The sequence below is a fragment of the Halomonas sp. QHL1 genome, assembly GCF_001882345.1.
In the GTDB taxonomy this organism is placed as follows: Bacteria; Pseudomonadota; Gammaproteobacteria; order Pseudomonadales; family Halomonadaceae; genus Vreelandella.
Window position 1 is genome coordinate 3,836,126 of the sequence record NZ_MINL01000001.1, and the last position, 19,221, is coordinate 3,855,346.

At 53.9% G+C, this 19,221-nt stretch carries 21 protein-coding genes and 1 pseudogene; 11 read left to right on the forward strand and 11 right to left on the reverse strand.

From position 1 onward, the window contains the following. Positions 1-127: 127 nt before the first annotated feature. Positions 128-279: pseudogene (locus tag QHL1GM_RS19765) on the reverse strand (Txe/YoeB family addiction module toxin); the annotation flags it as partial. Between the two features lie 350 nt (positions 280-629). On the opposite strand from QHL1GM_RS19765, the gene QHL1GM_RS17540 reads away from it, so the two are divergent. After that, the gene (locus QHL1GM_RS17540; protein ID WP_071695625.1) at positions 630-1,235 is read left to right on the forward strand and encodes an outer membrane beta-barrel protein; all 606 of its coding nucleotides are present in this window, start codon (positions 630-632) and stop codon (positions 1,233-1,235) included. A gap of 118 nt (positions 1,236-1,353) precedes the next feature. On the opposite strand, the gene QHL1GM_RS17545 is transcribed toward QHL1GM_RS17540, so the two are convergent. The 4 genes from QHL1GM_RS17545 to QHL1GM_RS17560 are packed head-to-tail and all read right to left on the reverse strand — an operon-like array spanning position 1,354 to position 4,264. Then, positions 1,354-2,025 carry a DUF6064 family protein gene (locus QHL1GM_RS17545; RefSeq protein ID WP_071695626.1) on the reverse strand — a complete coding sequence of 224 codons (672 nt, stop codon included), beginning with the start codon at positions 2,023-2,025 and terminating at the stop codon, positions 1,354-1,356. Beyond that, positions 2,022-2,981, reverse strand: coding sequence for an aldo/keto reductase (locus tag QHL1GM_RS17550; protein WP_071695627.1), 960 nt, complete (start codon positions 2,979-2,981; stop codon positions 2,022-2,024). Before QHL1GM_RS17550 ends, QHL1GM_RS17545 begins: the two co-directional genes overlap by 4 nt. Next, entirely contained in the window at positions 2,978-3,391 is a 414-nt protein-coding gene (locus tag QHL1GM_RS17555; protein ID WP_071695628.1) for a hypothetical protein, read from the reverse strand. The genes QHL1GM_RS17550 and QHL1GM_RS17555 overlap by 4 nt, the downstream gene beginning before the upstream one ends. A gap of 51 nt (positions 3,392-3,442) precedes the next feature. Next, positions 3,443-4,264 carry an aldo/keto reductase gene (locus QHL1GM_RS17560; protein ID WP_071695629.1) on the reverse strand — a complete coding sequence of 274 codons (822 nt, stop codon included), beginning with the start codon at positions 4,262-4,264 and terminating at the stop codon, positions 3,443-3,445. Between the two features lie 277 nt (positions 4,265-4,541). Between QHL1GM_RS17560 and QHL1GM_RS17565 the strand changes: the two genes are divergently transcribed. From QHL1GM_RS17565 to QHL1GM_RS19435, 3 genes are all read left to right on the forward strand, one after another. Further along, positions 4,542-4,946, forward strand: coding sequence for an ester cyclase (locus tag QHL1GM_RS17565; RefSeq protein WP_071695630.1), 405 nt, complete (start codon positions 4,542-4,544; stop codon positions 4,944-4,946). Positions 4,947-5,084: 138 nt separating this feature from the next. Continuing rightward, positions 5,085-5,489: a VOC family protein gene (locus QHL1GM_RS17570; protein ID WP_071695631.1), complete on the forward strand. Its 405-nt coding sequence runs from the start codon at positions 5,085-5,087 to the stop codon at positions 5,487-5,489. 167 nt (positions 5,490-5,656) lie between these two features. After that, positions 5,657-5,827 carry a hypothetical protein gene (locus QHL1GM_RS19435; protein WP_175540398.1) on the forward strand — a complete coding sequence of 57 codons (171 nt, stop codon included), beginning with the start codon at positions 5,657-5,659 and terminating at the stop codon, positions 5,825-5,827. A 49-nt stretch (positions 5,828-5,876) separates the two neighbouring features. On the opposite strand, the gene modF is transcribed toward QHL1GM_RS19435, so the two are convergent. Continuing rightward, positions 5,877-7,394: a molybdate ABC transporter ATP-binding protein ModF gene (gene modF / locus QHL1GM_RS17575; protein WP_071695632.1), complete on the reverse strand. Its 1,518-nt coding sequence runs from the start codon at positions 7,392-7,394 to the stop codon at positions 5,877-5,879. Positions 7,395-7,498: 104 nt separating this feature from the next. Then, complete coding sequence (gene ilvC / locus QHL1GM_RS17580) at positions 7,499-8,971, reverse strand: ketol-acid reductoisomerase (protein ID WP_071695633.1); 1,473 nt, start codon at positions 8,969-8,971, stop codon at positions 7,499-7,501. Between the two features lie 228 nt (positions 8,972-9,199). Between ilvC and ilvY the strand changes: the two genes are divergently transcribed. Beyond that, the gene (gene ilvY / locus QHL1GM_RS17585; protein ID WP_071695634.1) at positions 9,200-10,078 is read left to right on the forward strand and encodes an HTH-type transcriptional activator IlvY; all 879 of its coding nucleotides are present in this window, start codon (positions 9,200-9,202) and stop codon (positions 10,076-10,078) included. Positions 10,079-10,147: 69 nt separating this feature from the next. Here ilvY and QHL1GM_RS19580 read toward each other — a convergent pair whose 3' ends face one another. Together QHL1GM_RS19580 and QHL1GM_RS17590 are read right to left on the reverse strand one after the other, a co-directional pair. Continuing rightward, a complete protein-coding gene (locus QHL1GM_RS19580) occupies positions 10,148-10,279 on the reverse strand; it encodes a putative transporter small subunit (RefSeq protein WP_217648552.1) in 132 nt (43 codons plus the stop codon). A gap of 58 nt (positions 10,280-10,337) precedes the next feature. Then, positions 10,338-11,990, reverse strand: a complete 1,653-nt coding sequence (locus QHL1GM_RS17590; RefSeq protein WP_071695635.1) for a sodium:solute symporter family protein — start codon at positions 11,988-11,990, stop codon at positions 10,338-10,340. Positions 11,991-12,460: 470 nt separating this feature from the next. Between QHL1GM_RS17590 and QHL1GM_RS17595 the strand changes: the two genes are divergently transcribed. Next, positions 12,461-13,225, forward strand: coding sequence for an SDR family oxidoreductase (locus QHL1GM_RS17595; protein WP_071695636.1), 765 nt, complete (start codon positions 12,461-12,463; stop codon positions 13,223-13,225). Positions 13,226-13,459: 234 nt separating this feature from the next. On the opposite strand, the gene QHL1GM_RS17600 is transcribed toward QHL1GM_RS17595, so the two are convergent. Then, entirely contained in the window at positions 13,460-14,359 is a 900-nt protein-coding gene (locus QHL1GM_RS17600; RefSeq protein ID WP_071695637.1) for a LysR family transcriptional regulator, read from the reverse strand. Positions 14,360-14,492: 133 nt separating this feature from the next. Here QHL1GM_RS17600 and wrbA point away from each other — a divergent pair, with 133 nt between their 5' ends. The 5 genes from wrbA (at position 14,493) to QHL1GM_RS17625 (ending at position 18,457) form a co-directional block, all read left to right on the forward strand. Continuing rightward, a complete protein-coding gene (gene wrbA, locus QHL1GM_RS17605; protein WP_071695638.1) occupies positions 14,493-15,131 on the forward strand; it encodes an NAD(P)H:quinone oxidoreductase in 639 nt (212 codons plus the stop codon). Next, positions 15,128-16,342 carry a CynX/NimT family MFS transporter gene (locus QHL1GM_RS17610; RefSeq protein ID WP_071695639.1) on the forward strand — a complete coding sequence of 405 codons (1,215 nt, stop codon included), beginning with the start codon at positions 15,128-15,130 and terminating at the stop codon, positions 16,340-16,342. Before wrbA ends, QHL1GM_RS17610 begins: the two co-directional genes overlap by 4 nt. A 259-nt stretch (positions 16,343-16,601) precedes the next feature. After that, a complete protein-coding gene (locus tag QHL1GM_RS17615) occupies positions 16,602-16,937 on the forward strand; it encodes a carboxymuconolactone decarboxylase family protein (RefSeq protein WP_254795329.1) in 336 nt (111 codons plus the stop codon). Positions 16,938-17,125: 188 nt separating this feature from the next. Further along, on the forward strand, positions 17,126-17,554 hold the full coding sequence (locus QHL1GM_RS17620; protein WP_071696042.1) for a RidA family protein: 429 nt from the start codon (positions 17,126-17,128) through the stop codon (positions 17,552-17,554). Between the two features lie 15 nt (positions 17,555-17,569). After that, positions 17,570-18,457 (forward strand): sigma-70 family RNA polymerase sigma factor, encoded by an 888-nt coding sequence (locus tag QHL1GM_RS17625; protein WP_071695640.1) that lies wholly within the window; start codon positions 17,570-17,572, stop codon positions 18,455-18,457. 116 nt (positions 18,458-18,573) lie between these two features. On the opposite strand, the gene QHL1GM_RS17630 is transcribed toward QHL1GM_RS17625, so the two are convergent. Further along, positions 18,574-19,140, reverse strand: coding sequence for a manganese efflux pump MntP family protein (locus tag QHL1GM_RS17630; protein ID WP_071695641.1), 567 nt, complete (start codon positions 19,138-19,140; stop codon positions 18,574-18,576). Positions 19,141-19,221: the final 81 nt, after the last annotated feature.

Below are 19,221 nucleotides of genomic sequence, written 5' to 3' on the forward strand. Positions count from 1 at the left end.
CCATCGCAAAAATAATAGCGCTAGTCGTTTCTCTGATGCTCGCTAGGATTTTCCGACAAACGCTACTGCGAATGAGGTGAATTCGGGCAATAACCAAAGCGATCACCGTATCGGTGTAACACCTTAGATTTTCTTCGTTGATTCGGCGAGACCAATAACCGCGAGGCAGTGTTTAATAGGCTCGGGTTTGCCGACACCTTCAAACGGCTCTCGCTTGGTCTCTTTTATTAGCTTGTTGATTCGGTTAAGAACCTTCTTGTGGGTTTTCTGCCAGTGCAGAGCGTCTTCCCAAGCGCTATCTGAAAAGAAGCTTCATGTAAGAAGTTCCTTTTCCTTTCCACTACCTTGCCCCAGTTCGGTAACACTGCAATGCTCGCAATATTGATGAACCGTTTTCGGCTCTGAGTCGATGACCGAAGCGCCTCTACCTTCCCGGTAGATGCGCTTCTTTGTAACAAAAACTTACCTACCGTAACATAATCTTCCTTGTTGTCGAACAGTGTTCTGCTTATGTTTGATAGGTGTGAATCAAACGACTGTCACATTGCGTGAATCACGGCAGGATAGCCTTTCAATACCATGACGATTCATAGAATCGTTCATAGCAAGTCGTCACAAGGAGAATACACGTGAAACTCAGAACCCTACTTACCGCCTCGTTTGCCTCTACCGCTCTGCTCGCCGCGGCACCGTCGGCATTCGCCGCACCCAATGCTGATGGACTCTATCTGGGTATCGGTACCGGTTTCAGCTCGCTGGAGAACGACGACGATGATGTCGGCGATTTCATCTCCGATGGCGCTGAAGACTTTGATCTGGATGATGACGAAGACAACGTCTTTAAAGGTTTCGTCGGCTACGAATTCAATCCTTACTTCGCTACCGAAATCTTCTATGCCGATCTTGGTCGTACGCGTCTAGAGGGTAGCAGTGGCGCCAATACCGATTTGGAATCCAACGCCTACGGGGTGAGTCTGGTCGGTCAATTGCCCATAACCTCTTGGTTTACCGCCTTCGCTAAGGCCGGTGTGGCCAAGTGGGAAACCGACGTCGACGGTAACCTTGGCGGTGCTAGCGTTGATCTTGAAGATCAGGACGGTACCGATCCTGTCTACGGTGTAGGCGCGCAGTTCAACTTCGATCCCTTCCTGGTCCGTACCGAATACGAGCGCTACGACTTCGACAGCGACTATCAGATCGACACCTTTACCGTATCAGCCGGTTTCCGCTTCTAACCGTCAATTTGTTTTGCCATGTGTGATATCAGCGCCGGGGCTCGCCCCGGCGCTGCCGTTTTATCTCGCGCAACCCTCGCATACTTCCAGGTGGTGCGCCGCCAGCGTTGCTAAGGCGTTATCGCCTAGACTCGATGCTTTTCCAGACTAGCCCAACCAGCGCAATCGCCAGTACGGCGAACAATACCGTGGCGCCTGACGAATCCAGCACCTGCAGGGTTAGGCCTGAAACGACCAGCCATAGCGCTGGAATAATGACGGCGATCCAGAGAGCGAACCCCCGGAGCATGATAAGCACCAGGCCCAGCGTGGTAACCGCCGTGGGGTTGGCATGAATACCGAACACTTCTGCCTGATACCAGGAGCCGCCACTTAGGGGCGCCATCAGCGGCATTATTATCAGGCCAAAGAGGGTGATGGCTGTGCCCATAACGACGGGCAGGCTTGTGCGGCGCGAGGCTTTATCTATTCCCCATCCCGTTAGCGCCATCACTACAAGCAGCATGGCCTGGGCGATGAAGGCGTAGCCGACATAGCCCCCGGCCCAGTTGAGTTCTGCATAGCGCTGAATGAAAAACGCGACGGCGACGAAGGCCCAGAGTGGGGCGGGTAGCAGGCAGGCAATTCGCGTGCGGTGTCTCAGCGCCAATACCAGGGTCGCGACGCCCAGAGCGAGGGTCAGCAGATGCAGCGGCCAGAAGGTTTCGCTCATGCGCTCCAGCAGGCGAAAGTAAACCTCCGCCGTGAAGGGAATAAAGTCCTGCAACTGGTAGCTCGTCCACTCGTTCATAGCGACTCGATATAAGCGGCCATCCGCTGCCGGGCATTGGGCGAGGGCATGGGGGTGTGGCCGGCGCGCATATTCTCGCGCAGGTGCTCGACCTGGGTGGTGGCGGGTATCGCGCAGGTTATCGCCGGGTGGCTGACGATAAACTTCAGCAGGAAGTCCGCCCAGGTGTCGCAGCCGCATTCAGCTTTTGCCCACTCGGGCAATGGCGCGTCTCGGCGCTTGAGGTTCTTGATCAGGCTGCCGCCGTCATAAGGCCGGTTGGCGATCACGCCGATGCCCCGTTCTTCAGCCAGGGGCAGAAGTCGGTTTTCGGCCTCGCGGTGGGTGATGTTGTAGGTGAGCTGAACGAAGTCGATATCCTCTGACGTCATGATCTGCTCAATCTCGCTGTGGCGGCGGCCGTGCGAGGTGGTGATGCCGACATGGCGGAGGGTGCCTTCGGCTTTCATCTCCTGCAGCGTTGACAGGTGCTCGCGCCAGTCTGTCAGGTTGTGTACCTGTACCAGATCGAAATGCTCCACCTTCCAGCGCTCTTTAAGCTCGGTCACCTGCTCACGAGCGGAACCACCGGCGGGGCTCCAGACCTTCTCTGCGGCAAACAGGCTCTCGGGCGTGCCGAGCGCTTGCAAGGCATAGCCCATCACATCCGGCGCCGAGCCATACATGGGCGAAGAGTCGACCAGGCCACCGCCATGTTCGAAGAATGCCTTTACCACCTCGGTACGTGCATCGAGCAACGTCGAGTCTCTGCCAACGTTGAAGGTGCGCCATGTGCCCATGCCGATAACGGGCAGCTTTTTGTCCGTGCCCGCAAAGGTCTTCTGGCGCATCCCGCCCGTGTTGGCAAGAAGTGGCGCGGTTGGGAGCATCATGGCTGCGAGCGTGGCGCCGATGAGCGTAAGGCTTTGTCTGCGTGTGATGCGATGCTTGGTGCGGTGCTTGATGAGAGGGCTCATAGCGGTCGCTCCTTCAGGTTCTTTTGAATCGGCACCGTGGCAGCCAACACCAGAACAAAGCATGTCAGCACAAATACCTTATTCACAAACCAGTTGGTGCGCCAGATCGACCACTCAGGGTCGGCGAGAAAACGGGCGAACAGGGTACAGATGATGAGGATTTCAATGACGGACATGCTTACCGCCAATGCACGCGTATAGCGAGGCCGTTCGAGCAGCGCCCAGCCCAGCCAGACGTGCGCCAGTGGCCATAGATCCCAATAGATATAGCGTGCCCAGGGCTCGCCGTATGCCAGCGCGTAACCCACCGGAAACAGGTATTTGATGAACAGCGTCCACGCCGCGAGGATAAACAGCAGGTGGGCGAGGAAGCTGATCCAGGCATTGAGTTGTGGGGCGGGCGGTGACATGACATCGCTCCTGTCCTGGGCCGTTAATCCTAGTCCGTTAAGGGCTCGTCCTCACACCATCTGCAATGACTGCTTGCGCGTTGGTGGAGGGTAGGCGGCGTCGATCTGTGCCAGATCATCTTTATCGAGTCTGACTTTTTCGGCCTCGGCGTTCTGTTTGAGGTGCTCCAGGTTCACGGCTTTAGGAATAGCGATTACGCCGGGGTGGCGTAGTGCCCAGGCGAGGGCGACTTGCGCGGTGGTGGCGCTGTGTTTGTCGGCGATGCGTTGCAGGGTGGCGTCATGCAGTAGCGCGCCACCTTGCCCGATCGGGCAGTAGGCCATGAGCGGCATGTTGTGTTGTGCTTGCCAGGGCAGCAGGTCGTATTCAATGCCGCGTGATTCGGGGTTGTATAGCACCTGATTGGTGGCGCAAGCGGGCGCGTCGAGCTCGGCTAGGTCGTCAATGTCAAAGTTCGACACGCCCCAGCGCAGAATCTTGCCCTGTTCGCGCAGCCGCTCAAAAGCTTCCACTGTTTCGCTCAGCGGGTATTGGCCGCGCCAGTGCAGCAGGTATAGATCGATAGTATCGGTGCCCAATCGCCGCAGGCTTCGCTCGCAGGCGTCTTGAACTCCCTTGGTGCTAGCGTTGTGTGGGTAGACCTTGCTGACCAGATACACCTCATCGCGCCGGTCATGGATTGCTTGGCCAACGACTTCTTCAGCGCCGCCCTCGGCATACATCTCTGCGGTATCGATTAGCGTCATGCCCAGATCGATCCCTTCACGCAGTGCCCTGACTTCAGCCTTCCGCTGCCCGGCATTCTCGCCCATATGCCAAGTGCCCTGGCCTATACGGGGTACGCTGTCTCCGCCTAGTTCGATCGTCTGCATATTTCTCTCTCCTACTGTATTTCCTGCTGTGATGCTGTTCTGACTGCCCAAGGCAATTGCCGTTCATGGACCAAGCGTAGACGATCCGTATCGAAAGCCGCCCCATTTGAGAAGCACATCGGTGATCTTGCTGGCGCTATTACGTGTCGTAGATCTCCAGCGGTATTATCGAAACGGGCCGCTATACTGCCAAATACCAATATTAAACGTTGGCGAACGACCCGTTGAAGGCGTGAAAGAGGGCGCATAGCCCACTGATCCTCAAAAGGAGGCTCACGTGTCTGAACAAAATAAAGCCCACATTGCAGAGTTTCTCGACCGCGTTCTCTCATCAGGTGAAATTTCCGCCACTGGTGAATACTTCCATGACGATATGGTGGAAGAGGTTCCGTTTCCGGGCCAGGGGCCAGGCCTTGCAGGGCTCATGGAAACGTTAGCCGGGCTGCGAACAGCTTTTCCAGATATGCGCTGGAGCGTCCAAGAGCAGATTGCAGAAGATAACCGCGTCTTAACACGCTTCGTTTGGGAAGGAACTCAGCGAGGGGATTTTCTTGGAATACCACCGACTCACCGCGCCGTCAGCGTGTGGGGCATGGTCATTGATCAGTTTGAGGGGGAGAAGGTTAAGTCCACTCGCATCCTTATGGATACGATGGGCCTATTGCAGCAGCTTGGCGCATAGACCAGCGTGACAGGTTTTCGCGGCGCCCCAAACTGGCCTGTATTGCAGACGTTAGGCGTTATCGCTGACCTATTATTTAACTGTACTGTTGAGGCCGGTGGACGGCACGCAGCGTCGAACAGATCGTGGAGGGTGTTTATGCAATTCATCGTAAACATTGATGTAAAGGAGATTGAGAACGCTGTTTCCTTCTACGAGAGCGGGCTCGGTTTGCAGCTCATTCGACGGCTATTTGGCGGTACGGTTGCCGAGATGGGCGGAGGGCCTGCACTCGTTTACTTGATTGAGCAGCCTGATGCGAGCGCTACTGCCCCCGGCACCTCTATACAACGTGACTACAAGCGACACTGGACGCCAGTACATCTGGATTTCATTGTCGAAGATATTGACGCAGCCGTAAAACAGGCAGTTTCGGCGGGGGCTGTCCAGGAAGGAGAAACCAAGTCTTTTCCCTGGGGGATACTCGCGACAATGAGCGATCCCTTTGGTAATGGGTTCTGCCTACTAGCGTTTGCTGAAGGAGGTTACGATCATGCTGAGTAATCTCCTAATAGGGACAGCCACAGATTCTACCTGTAAATTTGCCAGCGCATTGTGGCGTTACGCTCCAAGGTCATGCTATGGATGAGTTCGAGACCAGGGAAACCTAACAAGCTTGCTGAGCGGCATTAGCCGCCCAGGTTTTAATCATTAGTTATCGGGTACATTTCATGTCGAAAAAAGTAGTTAAGTTTGAATACGAGAAAGAAACTAAAAACAGCGTTCGCTATAAGGAAGTGCCTGATGAAGGCACGGCGCCTATCGTGGGCACTCTGTATGTACAGAAATGGTTTGCTGGCGATAGCAAATCTATTGAGGTAACGATAGACAAAAAAGACTAGCTGGCTGGCCATTTTTCAGTATCGTTACTTCTCTTAACTATTTGAAAAATTAGTTATTTTTCTTGAGCGCTAAATAATGCTCTATGCCTGAGATCTGGTCTTCGGCGTGGTGGTTGACGTAGAGCACGGTGGTTTCTGAGCCTTGGCAGATTTTTTCGATCAGAGCGAGAACGAGTTGGCGGTTGATGTCGTCCAGGCCAAGGCAAGGTTCGTCTAGAATCAGCAGGGGCGGTTGTTTGACCATGGCGCGGGCAATGAGCAGCAGGCGCTGGTCGCCGTAAGAGAGCTTGTTAAACGGCTGGTCGGCGCGCTCTTTCATGCCCAGTAGTTCGAGCCACTGGTCGGCAATTTTTTTCTGGCTGTCGGTGGACTTGGTGTACATGCCGATGCTGTCGTAGAAACCGGAAATAATCACGTTTTTGCAGCTGGTGCTAACCCGGTATTCCCACTGCAGGTTAGTGGAGACATAGCCGATAAACTGTTTAATCTGCCAGATGCTTTCGCCGTTACCGCGCTGGAAACCAAACACAAAAATATCGTTGGTATAGCACTGCGGATGATCGCCGGTGATTAACGATAAAACGCAGGTTTTGCCGCTACCGTTAGGCCCACTTAGCTGCCAATGCTGGCCTTGTTCTATCGTCCAATCGAGCTTATCGACAATCACGGTGTCGCCGTACTGGATGGTCGCTTGGGTTAGTTTTACCAATGGCTGGCCCGGGTCGAGAGCGGGTAGTTTATTGGTGGGGTCGGCCTCCGGCACGCTTAGGTCGGTGGTTTTTAAATGCAGTAATTGGTAGAGCTCATTGAAGGCGGCGTCGTCCTGACGGTCTACCGTGAGCGTTAAGCGCCCCTTATCGCCACTCTTTTGATTTCCTCTCTTTTTCTCCGAACGGTCTTTATCCCCCCGTTCTTTATCTAAGTAGGCCACATGGGTAATGAAGTCCGGCATTTCATCAAAGCGATTCAGCACCATGACCATGGGAACGGTGTCGATGAGTGAGGCTAGGTGTGCTTGCAGCATGGCGAGGGTGTCTACATCCAAACCATCGAACGGTTCGTCTAAAATAAGTAAATCAGGCTTGTTGGCCAGTGCGCGAATCAGCATGACTTTACGGGTTTCACCGGTGGAAAGTTTGCGGAACGCGCGATCGAGCAGTGTACTTAGGCCAAACTTTTCGACCAAGGATTGGGCAAGTTCAGTGTCTTGGCAATGATAGAAAATCATCTCACTGACAGGGGTGCCGAGTGAAATGACGTCCATAATGTCGGCGTCGTCTTTCTTCAACTCTTGGGCGATGAGTTCCGCCTGGACTTCAAAAGAGACAATTTCCACGTTGTTGGGAATGCCTTGAATGCTGCCGCTCTGAATGTCACCAATGCCCGCAAGCGCAGCCGCTAGGGCGGATTTGCCCGCGCCGTTGGGGCCAGTGATAACCCAGTGTTGTTCTGGCGTAATGGTCCAATCAATCTCGCTTAGCGTGAAACGATCATCAAAGCTGACCGTCGCTTTTGTTAGGCGGATACGGTTTTGGTGAATATCGTCTAGGCGGGTTAACGAATCCATTACTCTCTTCCTTACGCTGTTCGAGGAAACAAAAAAGCCGAGCATATCGTGATGATATCTCGGCTTTTTTTAACGGCTTAAACGTCTATCGGTTAATCAGACGATTAAACGATTTTTTTCATGTCAGCCATGTAGCCACGAAGAACCGAACCAACGGCTTCTACTGGGTGTGAACGAAGGGCGGTGTTAACTTCGATCAGGCGTGCGTTATCAACGCCGTTGTCGTCTAGCGAAAGCCCTTTACCGATCACATCGGATTTGATGCCTTTCATAAAGTCTGCCAACAGCGGTACGCAGGCGTGGTTGTAGAGGTAGCAACCGTATTCCGCGGTATCCGAGATAGTCGCGTTCATTTCGTACAACTTCTTACGCGCGATGGTGTTCGCGATGAGCGGCGTTTCGTGCAGCGACTCGTAGTAAGCCGATTCAGCGATGATGCCCGCTGCTGTCATGGTTTCGAAAGCAAGCTCAACGCCGGCTTTCACCATCGCCACCATCAAAATGCCGTTGTCGAAGAACTCTTGTTCAGAGATTTCTACATCGCTAGCGGGGGTTTTCTCGAAGTTGGTTTCAGCGGTTTCGGCGCGCCATTTTAGCAGGTTCGCGTCATCGTTTGCCCAGTCTTCCATCATGGTTTTAGAGAAGTGGCCACTCATGATGTCGTCCTGGTGCTTGTTGTACAGCGGACGCATGATCTCTTTTAACTCTTCAGAAAGATCGAACGCTTTGATCTTCGCTGGGTTAGAAAGACGGTCTAGCATGTTCGTTACGCCGCCGTACTTCAGCGCTTCGGTGACGGTTTCCCAGCCGTATTGAATCAAGCGTGAGGCGTAGCCCGGGTCAATACCTTCTTCGATCATCTTGTCGAAGCACAGCAGTGAGCCCGTTTGCAGCATGCCGCACAGGATCGTTTGCTCACCCATCAGGTCGGATTTCACTTCCGCGATGAAAGAGGACATCAGCACGCCCGCTTTGTGGCCGCCAGTACCCACCGCGTAGGCTTTTGCCAGCGCAAGGCCTTCGCCTTTGGGGTCGTTGTCTTCGTGAACAGCGATCAAGGTGGGAACACCGAAACCGCGCACGTATTCAGCGCGAACTTCAGAGCCTGGGCACTTCGGTGCCACCATGATGACGGTTAAGTCGTCGCGAACTTTCATGCCTTCTTCTACGATGTTGAAACCGTGAGAGTAAGACAGGCAGGCGCCTTCCTTCATCAGCGGCATCACCGTGTTCACTACCGAGGTGTGCTGCTTATCGGGGGTGAGGTTCAACACAACGTCTGCAGTGGGGATCAGTTCTTCGTAAGTACCTACCACAAAACCGTTTTCAGAAGCATTTTTCCAGGACTGGCGCTTTTGCTCAATGGCTTCCGGGCGCAGTGCGTAGGAAACGTCCAGGCCGCTGTCGCGTAGGTTCAAACCTTGGTTAAGGCCTTGTGCACCACAGCCGATCACTACCATCTTTTTGCCTTTTAGCGCTTCAACGCCATCAGCAAATTCAGCGGTGTGCATGAAGCGGCATTGCGCAAGCTGAGCCAATTGCTCGCGTAGCGGTAACGTATTGAAATAATTAGCCATCGTTAGCTTCCTGATTTTATGATCAATGTGTCGGTGTAAGGTACACCGATATTAAAAAGGTGACACCGTTGCTAGTGGTGAGCGCTAGCGCATGTGAGTAGGGGTAATGTATACAAGTACGACTCTTTCTTAAATTGATATATTTGCAATAACACGTCCCATTTTTCGCAACGGTCGGTTAGTATTCGGATATTGCCATGAGCGCAGTCGCGGAGCGCCGATTTTATTATGAATATTAAACTGTTAAAGCAATTCCTCGCCCTGGCAGAAACGCTGCATTTCGGGCGCGCCAGCGATGAGTGCCATATCAGCATTTCTGCGCTGTCGCGCAACATTCGTCATTTAGAAGACGAGCTGGGTGTGCCGCTGTTTAATCGTGACAATCGGACCGTGGCGCTGACCCAGGAAGGCCAGAAGTTTCTTAAATACGCGCGCGATACCAGCAGCCAGTGGAACTTGATCCGCCATGAATTAACTGACAACTCTGATCAATTAAGCGGTGAAATCAGCTTGTACGGTTCTGTCACCGCTAGCTACAGTTTTCTGTACGAGCTGCTGCGCCGCTTTCGTATTGCCTACCCAGCGATTGAAATAAAGCTACGCACGGGGGATCCCGAACACGCGATTGCGCATGTGCTGGATGGTAAGGAAGACCTCAGCATCGCGGCACGCCCCGCCAACTTACCTCGCGGATTAGCCTTTAAGCCCATTGCTACGTCGCCTTTGTTATTTATTGCACCGCTTGAGCAGCAAGTGCCAAATGTTCCCACGACCTCGCCAACCGCGTCGGAAGAGTGGGCGAATATCCCGATGATTTTATCTGAGAGCGGTGTCTCAAGAGCGCGTGTGGACGAATGGTTTCGCCAACGCGATATCGCCCCGCGCATTTATGCACAGGTGACGGGCAATGAGGCAATTGTGAGTATGGTGAGCTTGGGCTTCGGCATAGGCGTGGTGCCAAAAATTGTGCTCGATAACAGCCCATTGAAAGATCGTATTCGGGTGCTCGACGTGACGCCGGAGCTGGAACCCTACGATATTGGCTTGTTTACGTTGAAGAAAAACTTAAAAAATCCGCTGGTCGATGCCTTTTGGAGCTTGATGTAGGCCTATAAGCCACGGCACTCCTTTGCCGCACTTATTTCCCTTACCACTGTTCATCTATGAATAGCTACTTCACACCAGCTCACGCTTCTCGCGCTTAGCAACACGAATGTCTTTTACGGTGGCTACGCCGATAATCGCAAATATGGCGAGCGATATTAACGGCCAGATCAGGACATATAACGCCAAGATAAAGGTTTGCATGTTCTTTCCTCTTGTCTGGCTGGTGCGCTACTGCGCACCAGTGGATTTAATAATTCGCTTAGCTCTGGCTAGCTGTCTTAGCCGGATCGTAGTTGATCACTTTCTGATCGATCTGCGAGAAGTCGAACTTGCTGGAGCTCATTAGGCTGACAGCGATGCAGACGATCGTGCTGACGCCGTAGGCCATTAAGGAAGCCATCAGCACCGTGTAATCGCGCAGGAATCCGACGAAGAAAAAGGCCAGCACGATGGCGCAGAGTGTGCCGAATACCAAGCCTACACGGCGTCCGCAGAATCCGAAGGCCATCAGGCCGAGCACTACACCACCGCCTACGGCGGCGAGTAACTCGAACAGCCCGCCGACTACGCCGACCATGGGCAGCAGCTCAAAGCGTGCGACGCAGAACATCACTAGGCCCGCGATCACCGCCGAGGTGAAGGCCGCATTAGTAACGCGGTCCCAGAAACAGCTGGCGATAACCGGGAACACAATTGCGCCCCAGAGTGCGCCGACGAAGACCAGCATGATCAAAATATCCATGGAGAAGCTGGCGAGAATCACCCCGATCAGCGTCGCGACGACCATGGTCAGCCTGCCGATAAACAGCATCTTGGTGGGATTAGGTTTGTTTTTAGCGATGTTCTTGCCGTAGACATCGGCCATCACAATTGCGGACATGGCGGAGAGGTCCGAGTCGGCAGTAGAGGAGAGCGAACCAATCACCAAGATAAAGAACAGCGCGATAAACACCGGCGAGAGGTACATCGAAACCATCTGCGGGATCAGGTTGTTCATGTCGCCATCGATGGGCTCCATGCCGGTCATCAGCGCCATCAAACCAATCATGCCTAGGCCGATAACGATCGCACCGTAACCAATGGTCGCGGTGATAAAGGTCGGCTTGATGTGGTCTTCACGCACGGCGAATAGCCGCTGGGAAATGGTCTGGTTACCAATGGCGTAGGCCAGCACCGCCACAAAGAAGGGCGCACCTTGGTTGAGGATAGCGTCCATCGAGAACAGATTCGCCTGTTCTGGCGTCAGTAGACTCATGCCGTCCGACAGCGTTTGCGGGCCGCCGAGGGCGAACATCACCGCTGGAATAATCAGAATGGCCACGGCCATCATTGCCATTAGCTGGGCAAAATCAGTCAGCACCGAGGCGCGGAAGCCCGACCACAGCGTGTAGCCAAGTACCCCGACCCCAGCGATGATTACCCCGGCCTGGAAGGAGAGTGGCGAGAGTACCGAGACCAGTGCGCCAGAAGCGGTGAAGTTGACCATCAGGCTGATGATGCTGCCCAGGATGTTGGAGGAGGCAAGAATCAGCTGGCTGGAAGAGCCATGGCGGGCATGGATAAGCTCACCCAGGGTATGCGCATTGGGCGCCAGTTTGCGAAAGCGTCGGCCAAAGGGGTAGATGAATAGGATCATCAGCGCGCCCCAGAGCCCGTAATGCAAAGGGCCGGAAATGCCGTAGGTATAACCCGAGGTGGCGGCGCCGTAAAACGAGGCTGCCCAGATCCAGGTGGCGGTCATGCTGGCGGCGCCGAGCCCAAAGCCGATCTGGTGATTGGACACCATAAAAGCGTCGGTATTTTCCTTTTTCTTCTTGATCAGCAAGGTCAGCAGGTAAGTGCCGCCGTAAAAAAACGCCAATAAGGCGAGCACAGTCACGGTCGAGAATTGATAGAAACTTTCTTCGTTCATTGAATACCCATAGGCTTTGCAGCCTTAGCATCCTAAATAGCAACCAGCATTCCATTACAGAGTGGCCACCAGAGGACGTAAGCAAAAAACAGATCAACTTCCTGTTATGTCTGTAGCGAGATGAGATCGCGGTTGGCGATCAGGTCGTGCAAGTGTCAGGCGTTGGAAACGCCTTAAATAGGGAGGCAGATGAACTTCCACAGTGAATCACAACAAAGCGCTGGGGGAGTCGATCCGGATGGCTACCCTACTCCCTTAAGCTCGAACAGTACAGGTTGAAGCCCGGCACGCCGGGAATCAGTAGGCGGGTCAGATACGCCGTGCCCTGAAAAGGCCGTAGGTATTCTTAGCATTAGCGCACCAGCGAAATGTAGCAAGTTTCGGGTCGGCGCCAGGTAAACGGCTTCTTATGATCTTCGCTGTTGGTGGGGGAATTCCCCTTTTTCTGAACAGTGATGGAGGTCATAAAGATGAGTGCACTCGAAAATAAAGTCGCCATTGTTACTGGTGCCAGCGCAGGTATTGGCAGAGCGACTGCTCGGCTTTTCGCTAGGGAGGGGGCTACTGTAGTGGTAGCGGCCAGAAGAGAGTCAGAGTTGGAGGCGTTGGTCGAGGCTATAAAAGAAGAGGGTGGTCAAGCGTTAGCGGTTGCTGGAGATGTAGGCGATGAGCATTTCGCCAGAAAGCTCGTTGACGAGACACTCGCGCGGTTTGGTCGACTGGATGTGGCGTTTAACAACGCAGGCATTTTAGGTGCGATGGGGCCGGTACCTGAGATGACATTGGCTGATTGGAATCAAGTAATCACGACGAATTTAACAAGCGCATTTCTGGCTGCTAAGTATCAACTGCCTGCTATGCGGTCAGCAGGCGGTGGCTCGTTAATTTTCACTTCGACATTTGTTGGTTATAGCGCTGGAATGCCTGGTATGGCGGCTTATGCGGCCAGTAAAGCGGGTCTAATTGGGCTGACGCAAGTGCTCGCTTGCGAGTATGGCCCTGCTAACATTCGGGTGAATGCGTTATTGCCGGGAGGAACGGATACCGCTGCTGCCAGGGAGTTTGCCAACACCCCCGAAGCGTTAGCGTTCGTAGCCAACCTGCATGCAGTGAAGCGGACAGCAAAGCCTGAAGAAATTGCTCAATCCGCACTCTATTTAGCTTCTGATGCATCCAGCTTTACGACCGGGTCTGCGATGTTGGTAGATGGCGGGGTATCAATAAATCGTGTTTGAGAAGCCCTACGTTAACAACCAGTTGAGCATTGGCTAGTCGCTAACGATTATATTGGTTCTCCACTACACGTATGTGTAGAGCTGTGATGATCTATAGGCTATCTAGCGCTTCATGGAGAACATGACAATCGACTGCATGGTGACTGATTTTCCGTCGCTGCTCCATTCCCAACAGGAGCGTGAGTCGGGAAATAGTCGCCATGTACTTGAAGCATAGAAATACCTGGTATCAGCTTACCCACGAAGTAGGGCCTTCCTTAGCGTTTTGGCAGCCGGCCCAAGCTGCTCGTCGGAGCGGTGCATCAGCCACATTCGGACAACTGTCTCGCCATTCGGTCCAAACTCGGCAGCGGGTATGCGTACCAGTCGGCCTTCCTCTAAATCACGCTCAATTAGCCATAGCGGAAGGTTGCCCCAGCCAATTCCCGCGCATATCAGCGAGTGTTTTGTTGCGTTATCGCTTACCCGCCAAGTACCGGGAGACAGCACATCGTATTCGCGACCGCGAGTGAGAGTTGATGGGTCTTCTACGACGATTTGAACATGGTCGGCCAGCTCAGCCGAAGCGATGGCTTCTCCATTCGCGACGCGTTTGGCCAACGGATGGCTCGCCGACACCACCGCAGCACGTGGCACGAGTGCAACTGCTTCACGCTCTATCCGTGGATCGGGGATGTCGATACCACTGATGACAAGGGTGCAGTGACGCTCTTGAAGTAACCTAATGGCCTCTCCCAAGGGCGCAGATAGCAGTCGCAACGTTACAAGTGGATATGCCTCCTGCAACTCTTTGAAGGCCCGCGCAGCAAGGTCTAGTGGAAATTGCGGGTCAAGCGCGACCTCCAATCCAAGCTCTACTCCCTCACCGAAGCCGCGTGCACGTGCGCGCAGCGTGTCGACTTTCAGGAGAATGGCGCGTGCGTCCGCCAGCAGCATCCTACCCTCGGGCGTCAAAACAGGGCGGTAACCCGAACGGTCAAAAAGAGTAACGCCCAACTGCGACTCAAGATTCCCAATTGCATAACTGACCGCTGATTGGGCCCGACCCAGGCGGTCCGCACCACCACTGAAGCTTCCTGCTTCGTTGACGGCAATCAACACACGCATTTGGTCAAGAGTCAGTGCATCTAACATGATCGATTAAATAGATAGTTAAAGACCAAATTTTGTCATTTTTTTAGTTTGTTGGCGAGTGTAGTTTTCCCTGAAGCATGAGAGGCAGGCGTGACCGAATGGCCGCGTTTTATCAACAGAAGGAGACCTACACATGAGTAACGTTCTTGTACTTTACTATTCCAGCTACGGCCATATCGAAGCTATGGCGGAGGCGGTGGCTGAAGGTGTCAGAGAAGCGGGTGCCAATGTCGCTATCAAGCGAGTGCCGGAGCTGGTGCCTGAAAACGTCGCTAGTGGTTCAGGCTACAAGCTTGATCAAAAGGCGCCGGTTGCCGCGGTCGCCGAGCTCGCGGATTTCGACGCCATAATCATTGGCACTCCGACTCGCTTTGGCAATATGGCGAGCCAGGTAAAGAATTTCCTAGACCAGGCAGGGGGGCTGTGGTTTGAGGATCGCCTAGTGGGCAAAGTCGGCAGTGTCTTCACTTCCACTGGCAGCCAGCATGGTGGTCAGGAATCAACGATTCTCACCACGCAGGTTGTGCTGATGCATCTCGGCATGGTGATCGTCGGGTTGCCTTATACCTTCAAGGGACAGATGCGTATGGACGAGATTACCGGTTGTTCGCCCTATGGCGCCTCCACGCTGGCCGAAGACGACAAGCATGGCAACCGCCAGCCGAGTGACAATGAACTTGACGGGGCTAGCTTTCAAGGCCGGCACGTTGCTGAAATTGCCACCGCCCTGGCGGTCGGTCGGGAGCAAAGAACACAGGCCGCTTCAAGATGAACTCTGATCCCTCAGCTCAAACTGGTGTGGCCTGGCCCGTAGTCGCACTCATCATTGGAGCAGGTGTTATTTCGGCCTGTCAGCTTGGCAAAGCCCCGCTGGCGCTCAAGGTTGTGCAAGAGGAACTGCAACTGGGTCTCGGTACCGCATCGTGGTTAATTTCAGCGTTCGCGGTCATCGGTGCAGTCGCAGGCGCGCCCCTTGGTTTGGCCGTTGATCGTATTGGCCCACGACGAATGGCCGTCCTTAGCCTGCTGATGATGGGGGCGGGCTCTGCATTAGGAGCCTTCTCGAACGACGCCAAAATTCTTCTCGCAACACGAGTGCTTGAAGGCCTCGGCTTTCTCGGTCTTATCGTAGCGGCCCCCACGCTCATTGCCGCAGTGGCATCGGATCGTATTCGTGATCGGGCCATGGCGCTGTGGGCGATTTTCATGCCAACAGGCTTGATGCTGGTATTACTGGCGGCACCCCTGATGCAGACGATTACCTGGCGAGGCTTCTGGTTGCTTAACGCAGCAATCCTGATCACTTATGCGGCATTACTGGGATGGGCAGTGCCTTTGGCTCGACGCGCGAGCCAAAGGCATAGCTCCATCCATAGAGACATCAAACAAGCGCTTGCTGCGCCAGGGCCCTGGGTTCTTGGCGGGGTATTCGCACTATTCTCAATCATTTTCTTCGCCGTATTCGGATTCCTCCCATCGTTGCTTACCGACCGGCTCGGGGTTAGTGATGAGGCGGCGAGTATGTTGAGCGCCATGGCAGTTGCTGCAAGCGGCGTTGGCAACATCGTCTGTGCTCAGCTATTGGCGCGCGGGGCACAGTCAATCCGCCTCCTTTATGTAAGCTTTGGCACCATGATGGTCTGCAGTATCGGTGTATTCAGCGCGCCCTTGGCAGGATCAGCGATTTACGCACTATGCCTGGTTTTTACCTTTGCCAGTGGATTCGTGCCAGTGGTGATCTTTAAGAATGCTCCGCTCTATGCGCCACACAACGCATTGGTCGGCGCCACGCTCGGCTTCGCCATGCAGGGAAACAATATCGGCTTGCTGATCGGACCAGCCGTTGCGGGAGGGGTGGCCGCGGCTTACGGCTGGTCAGCCGTGTCGCTGCTGATTGTCGCGTGCTTCCCTGTTGTCGCGCTTTTACTTGTCGCTTTTCAGAAGCTGAGCGTGCAGAAGGAAAGGTCTGCGCTTTTCAGCTAGACACTCCAGTTAGAGTGATTTCTTGCGTAGGAATATGACTAAGTTAGCTTCCTTTAGTTATTAACCGTTCTTACTTTGTGCTAAGTATGAGGGCGTTAGCGTTTCGTTCTCTAAATTATTTCTCAACATGTCACAAACATTCAGGCTGTACCGTCTCTCTCTGTAGAACTACCGGTGGATATCTTTCCATGCCGTAAAAAGCTAGTTCTTTTAAAACTCGGCATTTTAAAACCCATTCTTTTAAAACAGGAGCAAGACAATGGAAACACGCCTGAACGCCTATAAAGCCTCTCCGGAGGGCATTGCCGCGATGACCAAGCTAGAGGAGTACGTTCGCCACTGCGGGTTGGAACATAGTTTGGCTATGCTGGTTAAAACACGCGCCTCTCAGATTAATGGCTGTGCTTTTTGCCTGCATATGCACACCAGCGATGCCCGCGCGGCGGGTGAAAGCGAGGCACGCCTCTACCTGTTGTCTGCCTGGCGCGAGTCTACCCTTTATACACCGCGGGAACGGGCTGCGTTGGCCTGGACCGAGGCGTTACAATGCTACCTGACACTGGCGCTCCAACGAAGGATTATGAGCAGGGGCTAGCGAATTTTACCGAGAAAGAGTTCGTTGACCTTACATTATTGATTGGGGCGATTAACGTCTGGAACCGCCTTAGTGTGGGGTTTCGTTCGGTTCACCCGCACGAAACCAAAAACCGTCACTGATCAGCGTCGAGAGCTAGTGATATGTTTTGCTTCATCATCAAACGCTTTAAATGGGGAGTTATCGCTATGGCGCTGAATACGGCTCACGCAGGTGAAGTGACAACGACTATCGTTAATCCTGCGGAACCTTATGATCCTGCACCTAACGGGTATAGCCACGCGGTGGTGGCCAGCGGTGGCAGCCGGGTTGCCTACGTTGCCGGCCAGGGGGGCGAAAATGCCCAGGGAGTATTGCCAGAATCGTTTGCGGATCAGGTTGCCCAAGCCTATCGCAACCTGCGAATTGTGCTGGGCGAACTGGATGCGAGTCCTCGACAGGTTACCCGCATCAACACCTATGTCGTCAATTATGACCCTTCCATGTTGGCGGTTATGACTCACTATGTGAAGGAGACCTTTGGCGACGCGCTGCCTGCGCAAACGCTTGTTCCGGTACCGCGGTTAGCGCTGGATGGCATGCTGTTTGAAGTGGACGCGACCGCCGTTCTTGAATAGCAGGAGCTAGTCACCATGACGGAGCAGCCCTCGCACCAGTTTAATCACTGGCGCCGTTATCTGACCGGCATCGCCTATCGAATGCTGGGGTCGGTGAGCGAAGCGGAAGATGTGGTACAGGATGCTTACCTGCGCTGGCATGAGGCTGACCACCTTGCGGTAAACGATGTGCGTGCCTATCTGACCACCGTTACCAGCCGACTCTGTCTTGATCGCCTTAGGCTTGCTCGTCGGCAACGGGAAGTTTATGTGGGCCCCTGGTTGCCTGAACCGCTGGTGGAAACGCTGGATACTCCGGTAGACCCCGAGGCGCTAGCCAGCGATGTCTCTTTCGCCCTAATGCTGGCGCTGGAGCGGCTGTCGCCTTTAGAGCGGGCTGCGTTTCTATTGCACGATGTGTTCGGACTGGATTTTGGGCAAGTCTCCATCAGCCTGGAGCGAAGTGAAACAAGCTGTCGCCAACTTGCCAGTCGGGCTCGAAAAAAGGTGCAGGCCGCACGCCCGCGCTATCAGGTAGCGGCTGGCGAGCACAGCCATCTGACCCAGCGCTTCTTTGAAGCCGCCCGCAGTGGCGACGTCACCGAATTGAAGGCGTTGTTGAGCGATAGCGCTACTCTACATACAGATGGAGGCGGCAAGAGGGTTGCTGCGCGTAGGCTCATTGTCGGCGCAGCTAAAATAAGCCGGTTCTTTGCAGGCTTGGCCCACAAGTCGAGGTTACCTAACCCTTGCTGGGTAAACCCTGTGATCGTCAATGGGCTTCCAGGCTGGTTAACTATAGAACACGATGGGCTGCCTCAGATCATGACGCTGGAGGTCGTGGATAGTCGTATCCAGGCACTCTACGTCGTGCGTAACCCGGATAAATTATGCCACTTGGCTGACCAGCTACCGCAACCTTAGTTACGTAAATAACTTCTTATCAAGCTCCTCCTTTACGGCGGTTTCGTGTGTAAAAGCGCAATCGCTTAAGAAGGAGGACTTCCAGATTTGAAAGGGTCCAAGATATAAATAGATGGTTAAGCATTAAAAAAAGCCGTGTGATCTGCCAATACTGCTAATCCAATGCCGATAAGCACAACCCCGCCGATAAGCTCTGCCCAGTGGCCAACAAACTTGCCAAGTTTATTGCCCAGCAATGTGCCTATAGAGGCCATTACCGTAGTTGCGAGGCCGATAGCCAAGCTGGTGGCGATAATACTGACATCGATAAACGCAAGGCTGGCGCCGACGGCCATGGCATCAATGCTGGTGGCGGTGGCGGTGAGGATTAACAGCCAGAGGGTTTGCTTGCGGTGCTCTATCTTGTCCTCTTTTTTAAGCCCGGCGTAGATCATATGCAGCCCAATCATCGACAAGAGGGTAAAGGCCACCCAGTGGTCCCAGGCCTGCACATACTGTTGCGACGCCTTGCCAGCCGCCCAGCCGAGTAGAGGCGTAATGGCTTCGATTACGCCAAATACCAAGCCAATACCCAGAGCATGGCGGAATCGGGGCTTTTGCAGCTCTGCACCTTTGCTGATAGAGGCGGCGAAGGCATCCGCTGACATGGAAACAGCCAGGAATAGCAGAGTGATGGGTGTCATGAAATATGAACTCTCTCGCTGAAAAGTACCGTGCATATAAACCCGTGGGAATGGCGATAAAAAACCATGCCAGAGTGTAAA

Coding starts and splice junctions, on each gene's coding strand:
- QHL1GM_RS17595 (WP_071695636.1), top strand. CDS start 12,461: ATGAGTGCACTCGAAAATAAAGTCGCCATTGTTACTGGTGCCAGCGCA.
- QHL1GM_RS17555 (WP_071695628.1), bottom strand. CDS start 3,391: ATGTCACCGCCCGCCCCACAACTCAATGCCTGGATCAGCTTCCTCGCC.
- wrbA (WP_071695638.1), top strand. CDS start 14,493: ATGAGTAACGTTCTTGTACTTTACTATTCCAGCTACGGCCATATCGAA.
- QHL1GM_RS17625 (WP_071695640.1), top strand. CDS start 17,570: ATGACGGAGCAGCCCTCGCACCAGTTTAATCACTGGCGCCGTTATCTG.
- QHL1GM_RS19435 (WP_175540398.1), top strand. CDS start 5,657: ATGTCGAAAAAAGTAGTTAAGTTTGAATACGAGAAAGAAACTAAAAAC.
- QHL1GM_RS17550 (WP_071695627.1), bottom strand. CDS start 2,981: ATGAGCCCTCTCATCAAGCACCGCACCAAGCATCGCATCACACGCAGA.
- QHL1GM_RS19580 (WP_217648552.1), bottom strand. CDS start 10,279: ATGCAAACCTTTATCTTGGCGTTATATGTCCTGATCTGGCCGTTAATA.
- QHL1GM_RS17630 (WP_071695641.1), bottom strand. CDS start 19,140: ATGACACCCATCACTCTGCTATTCCTGGCTGTTTCCATGTCAGCGGAT.
- QHL1GM_RS17620 (WP_071696042.1), top strand. CDS start 17,126: ATGGCGCTGAATACGGCTCACGCAGGTGAAGTGACAACGACTATCGTT.
- ilvY (WP_071695634.1), top strand. CDS start 9,200: ATGAATATTAAACTGTTAAAGCAATTCCTCGCCCTGGCAGAAACGCTG.
- QHL1GM_RS17570 (WP_071695631.1), top strand. CDS start 5,085: ATGCAATTCATCGTAAACATTGATGTAAAGGAGATTGAGAACGCTGTT.
- QHL1GM_RS17560 (WP_071695629.1), bottom strand. CDS start 4,264: ATGCAGACGATCGAACTAGGCGGAGACAGCGTACCCCGTATAGGCCAG.
- QHL1GM_RS17610 (WP_071695639.1), top strand. CDS start 15,128: ATGAACTCTGATCCCTCAGCTCAAACTGGTGTGGCCTGGCCCGTAGTC.
- QHL1GM_RS17615 (WP_254795329.1), top strand. CDS start 16,602: ATGGAAACACGCCTGAACGCCTATAAAGCCTCTCCGGAGGGCATTGCC.
- ilvC (WP_071695633.1), bottom strand. CDS start 8,971: ATGGCTAATTATTTCAATACGTTACCGCTACGCGAGCAATTGGCTCAG.
- modF (WP_071695632.1), bottom strand. CDS start 7,394: ATGGATTCGTTAACCCGCCTAGACGATATTCACCAAAACCGTATCCGC.
- QHL1GM_RS17590 (WP_071695635.1), bottom strand. CDS start 11,990: ATGAACGAAGAAAGTTTCTATCAATTCTCGACCGTGACTGTGCTCGCC.
- QHL1GM_RS17545 (WP_071695626.1), bottom strand. CDS start 2,025: ATGAACGAGTGGACGAGCTACCAGTTGCAGGACTTTATTCCCTTCACG.
- QHL1GM_RS17600 (WP_071695637.1), bottom strand. CDS start 14,359: ATGTTAGATGCACTGACTCTTGACCAAATGCGTGTGTTGATTGCCGTC.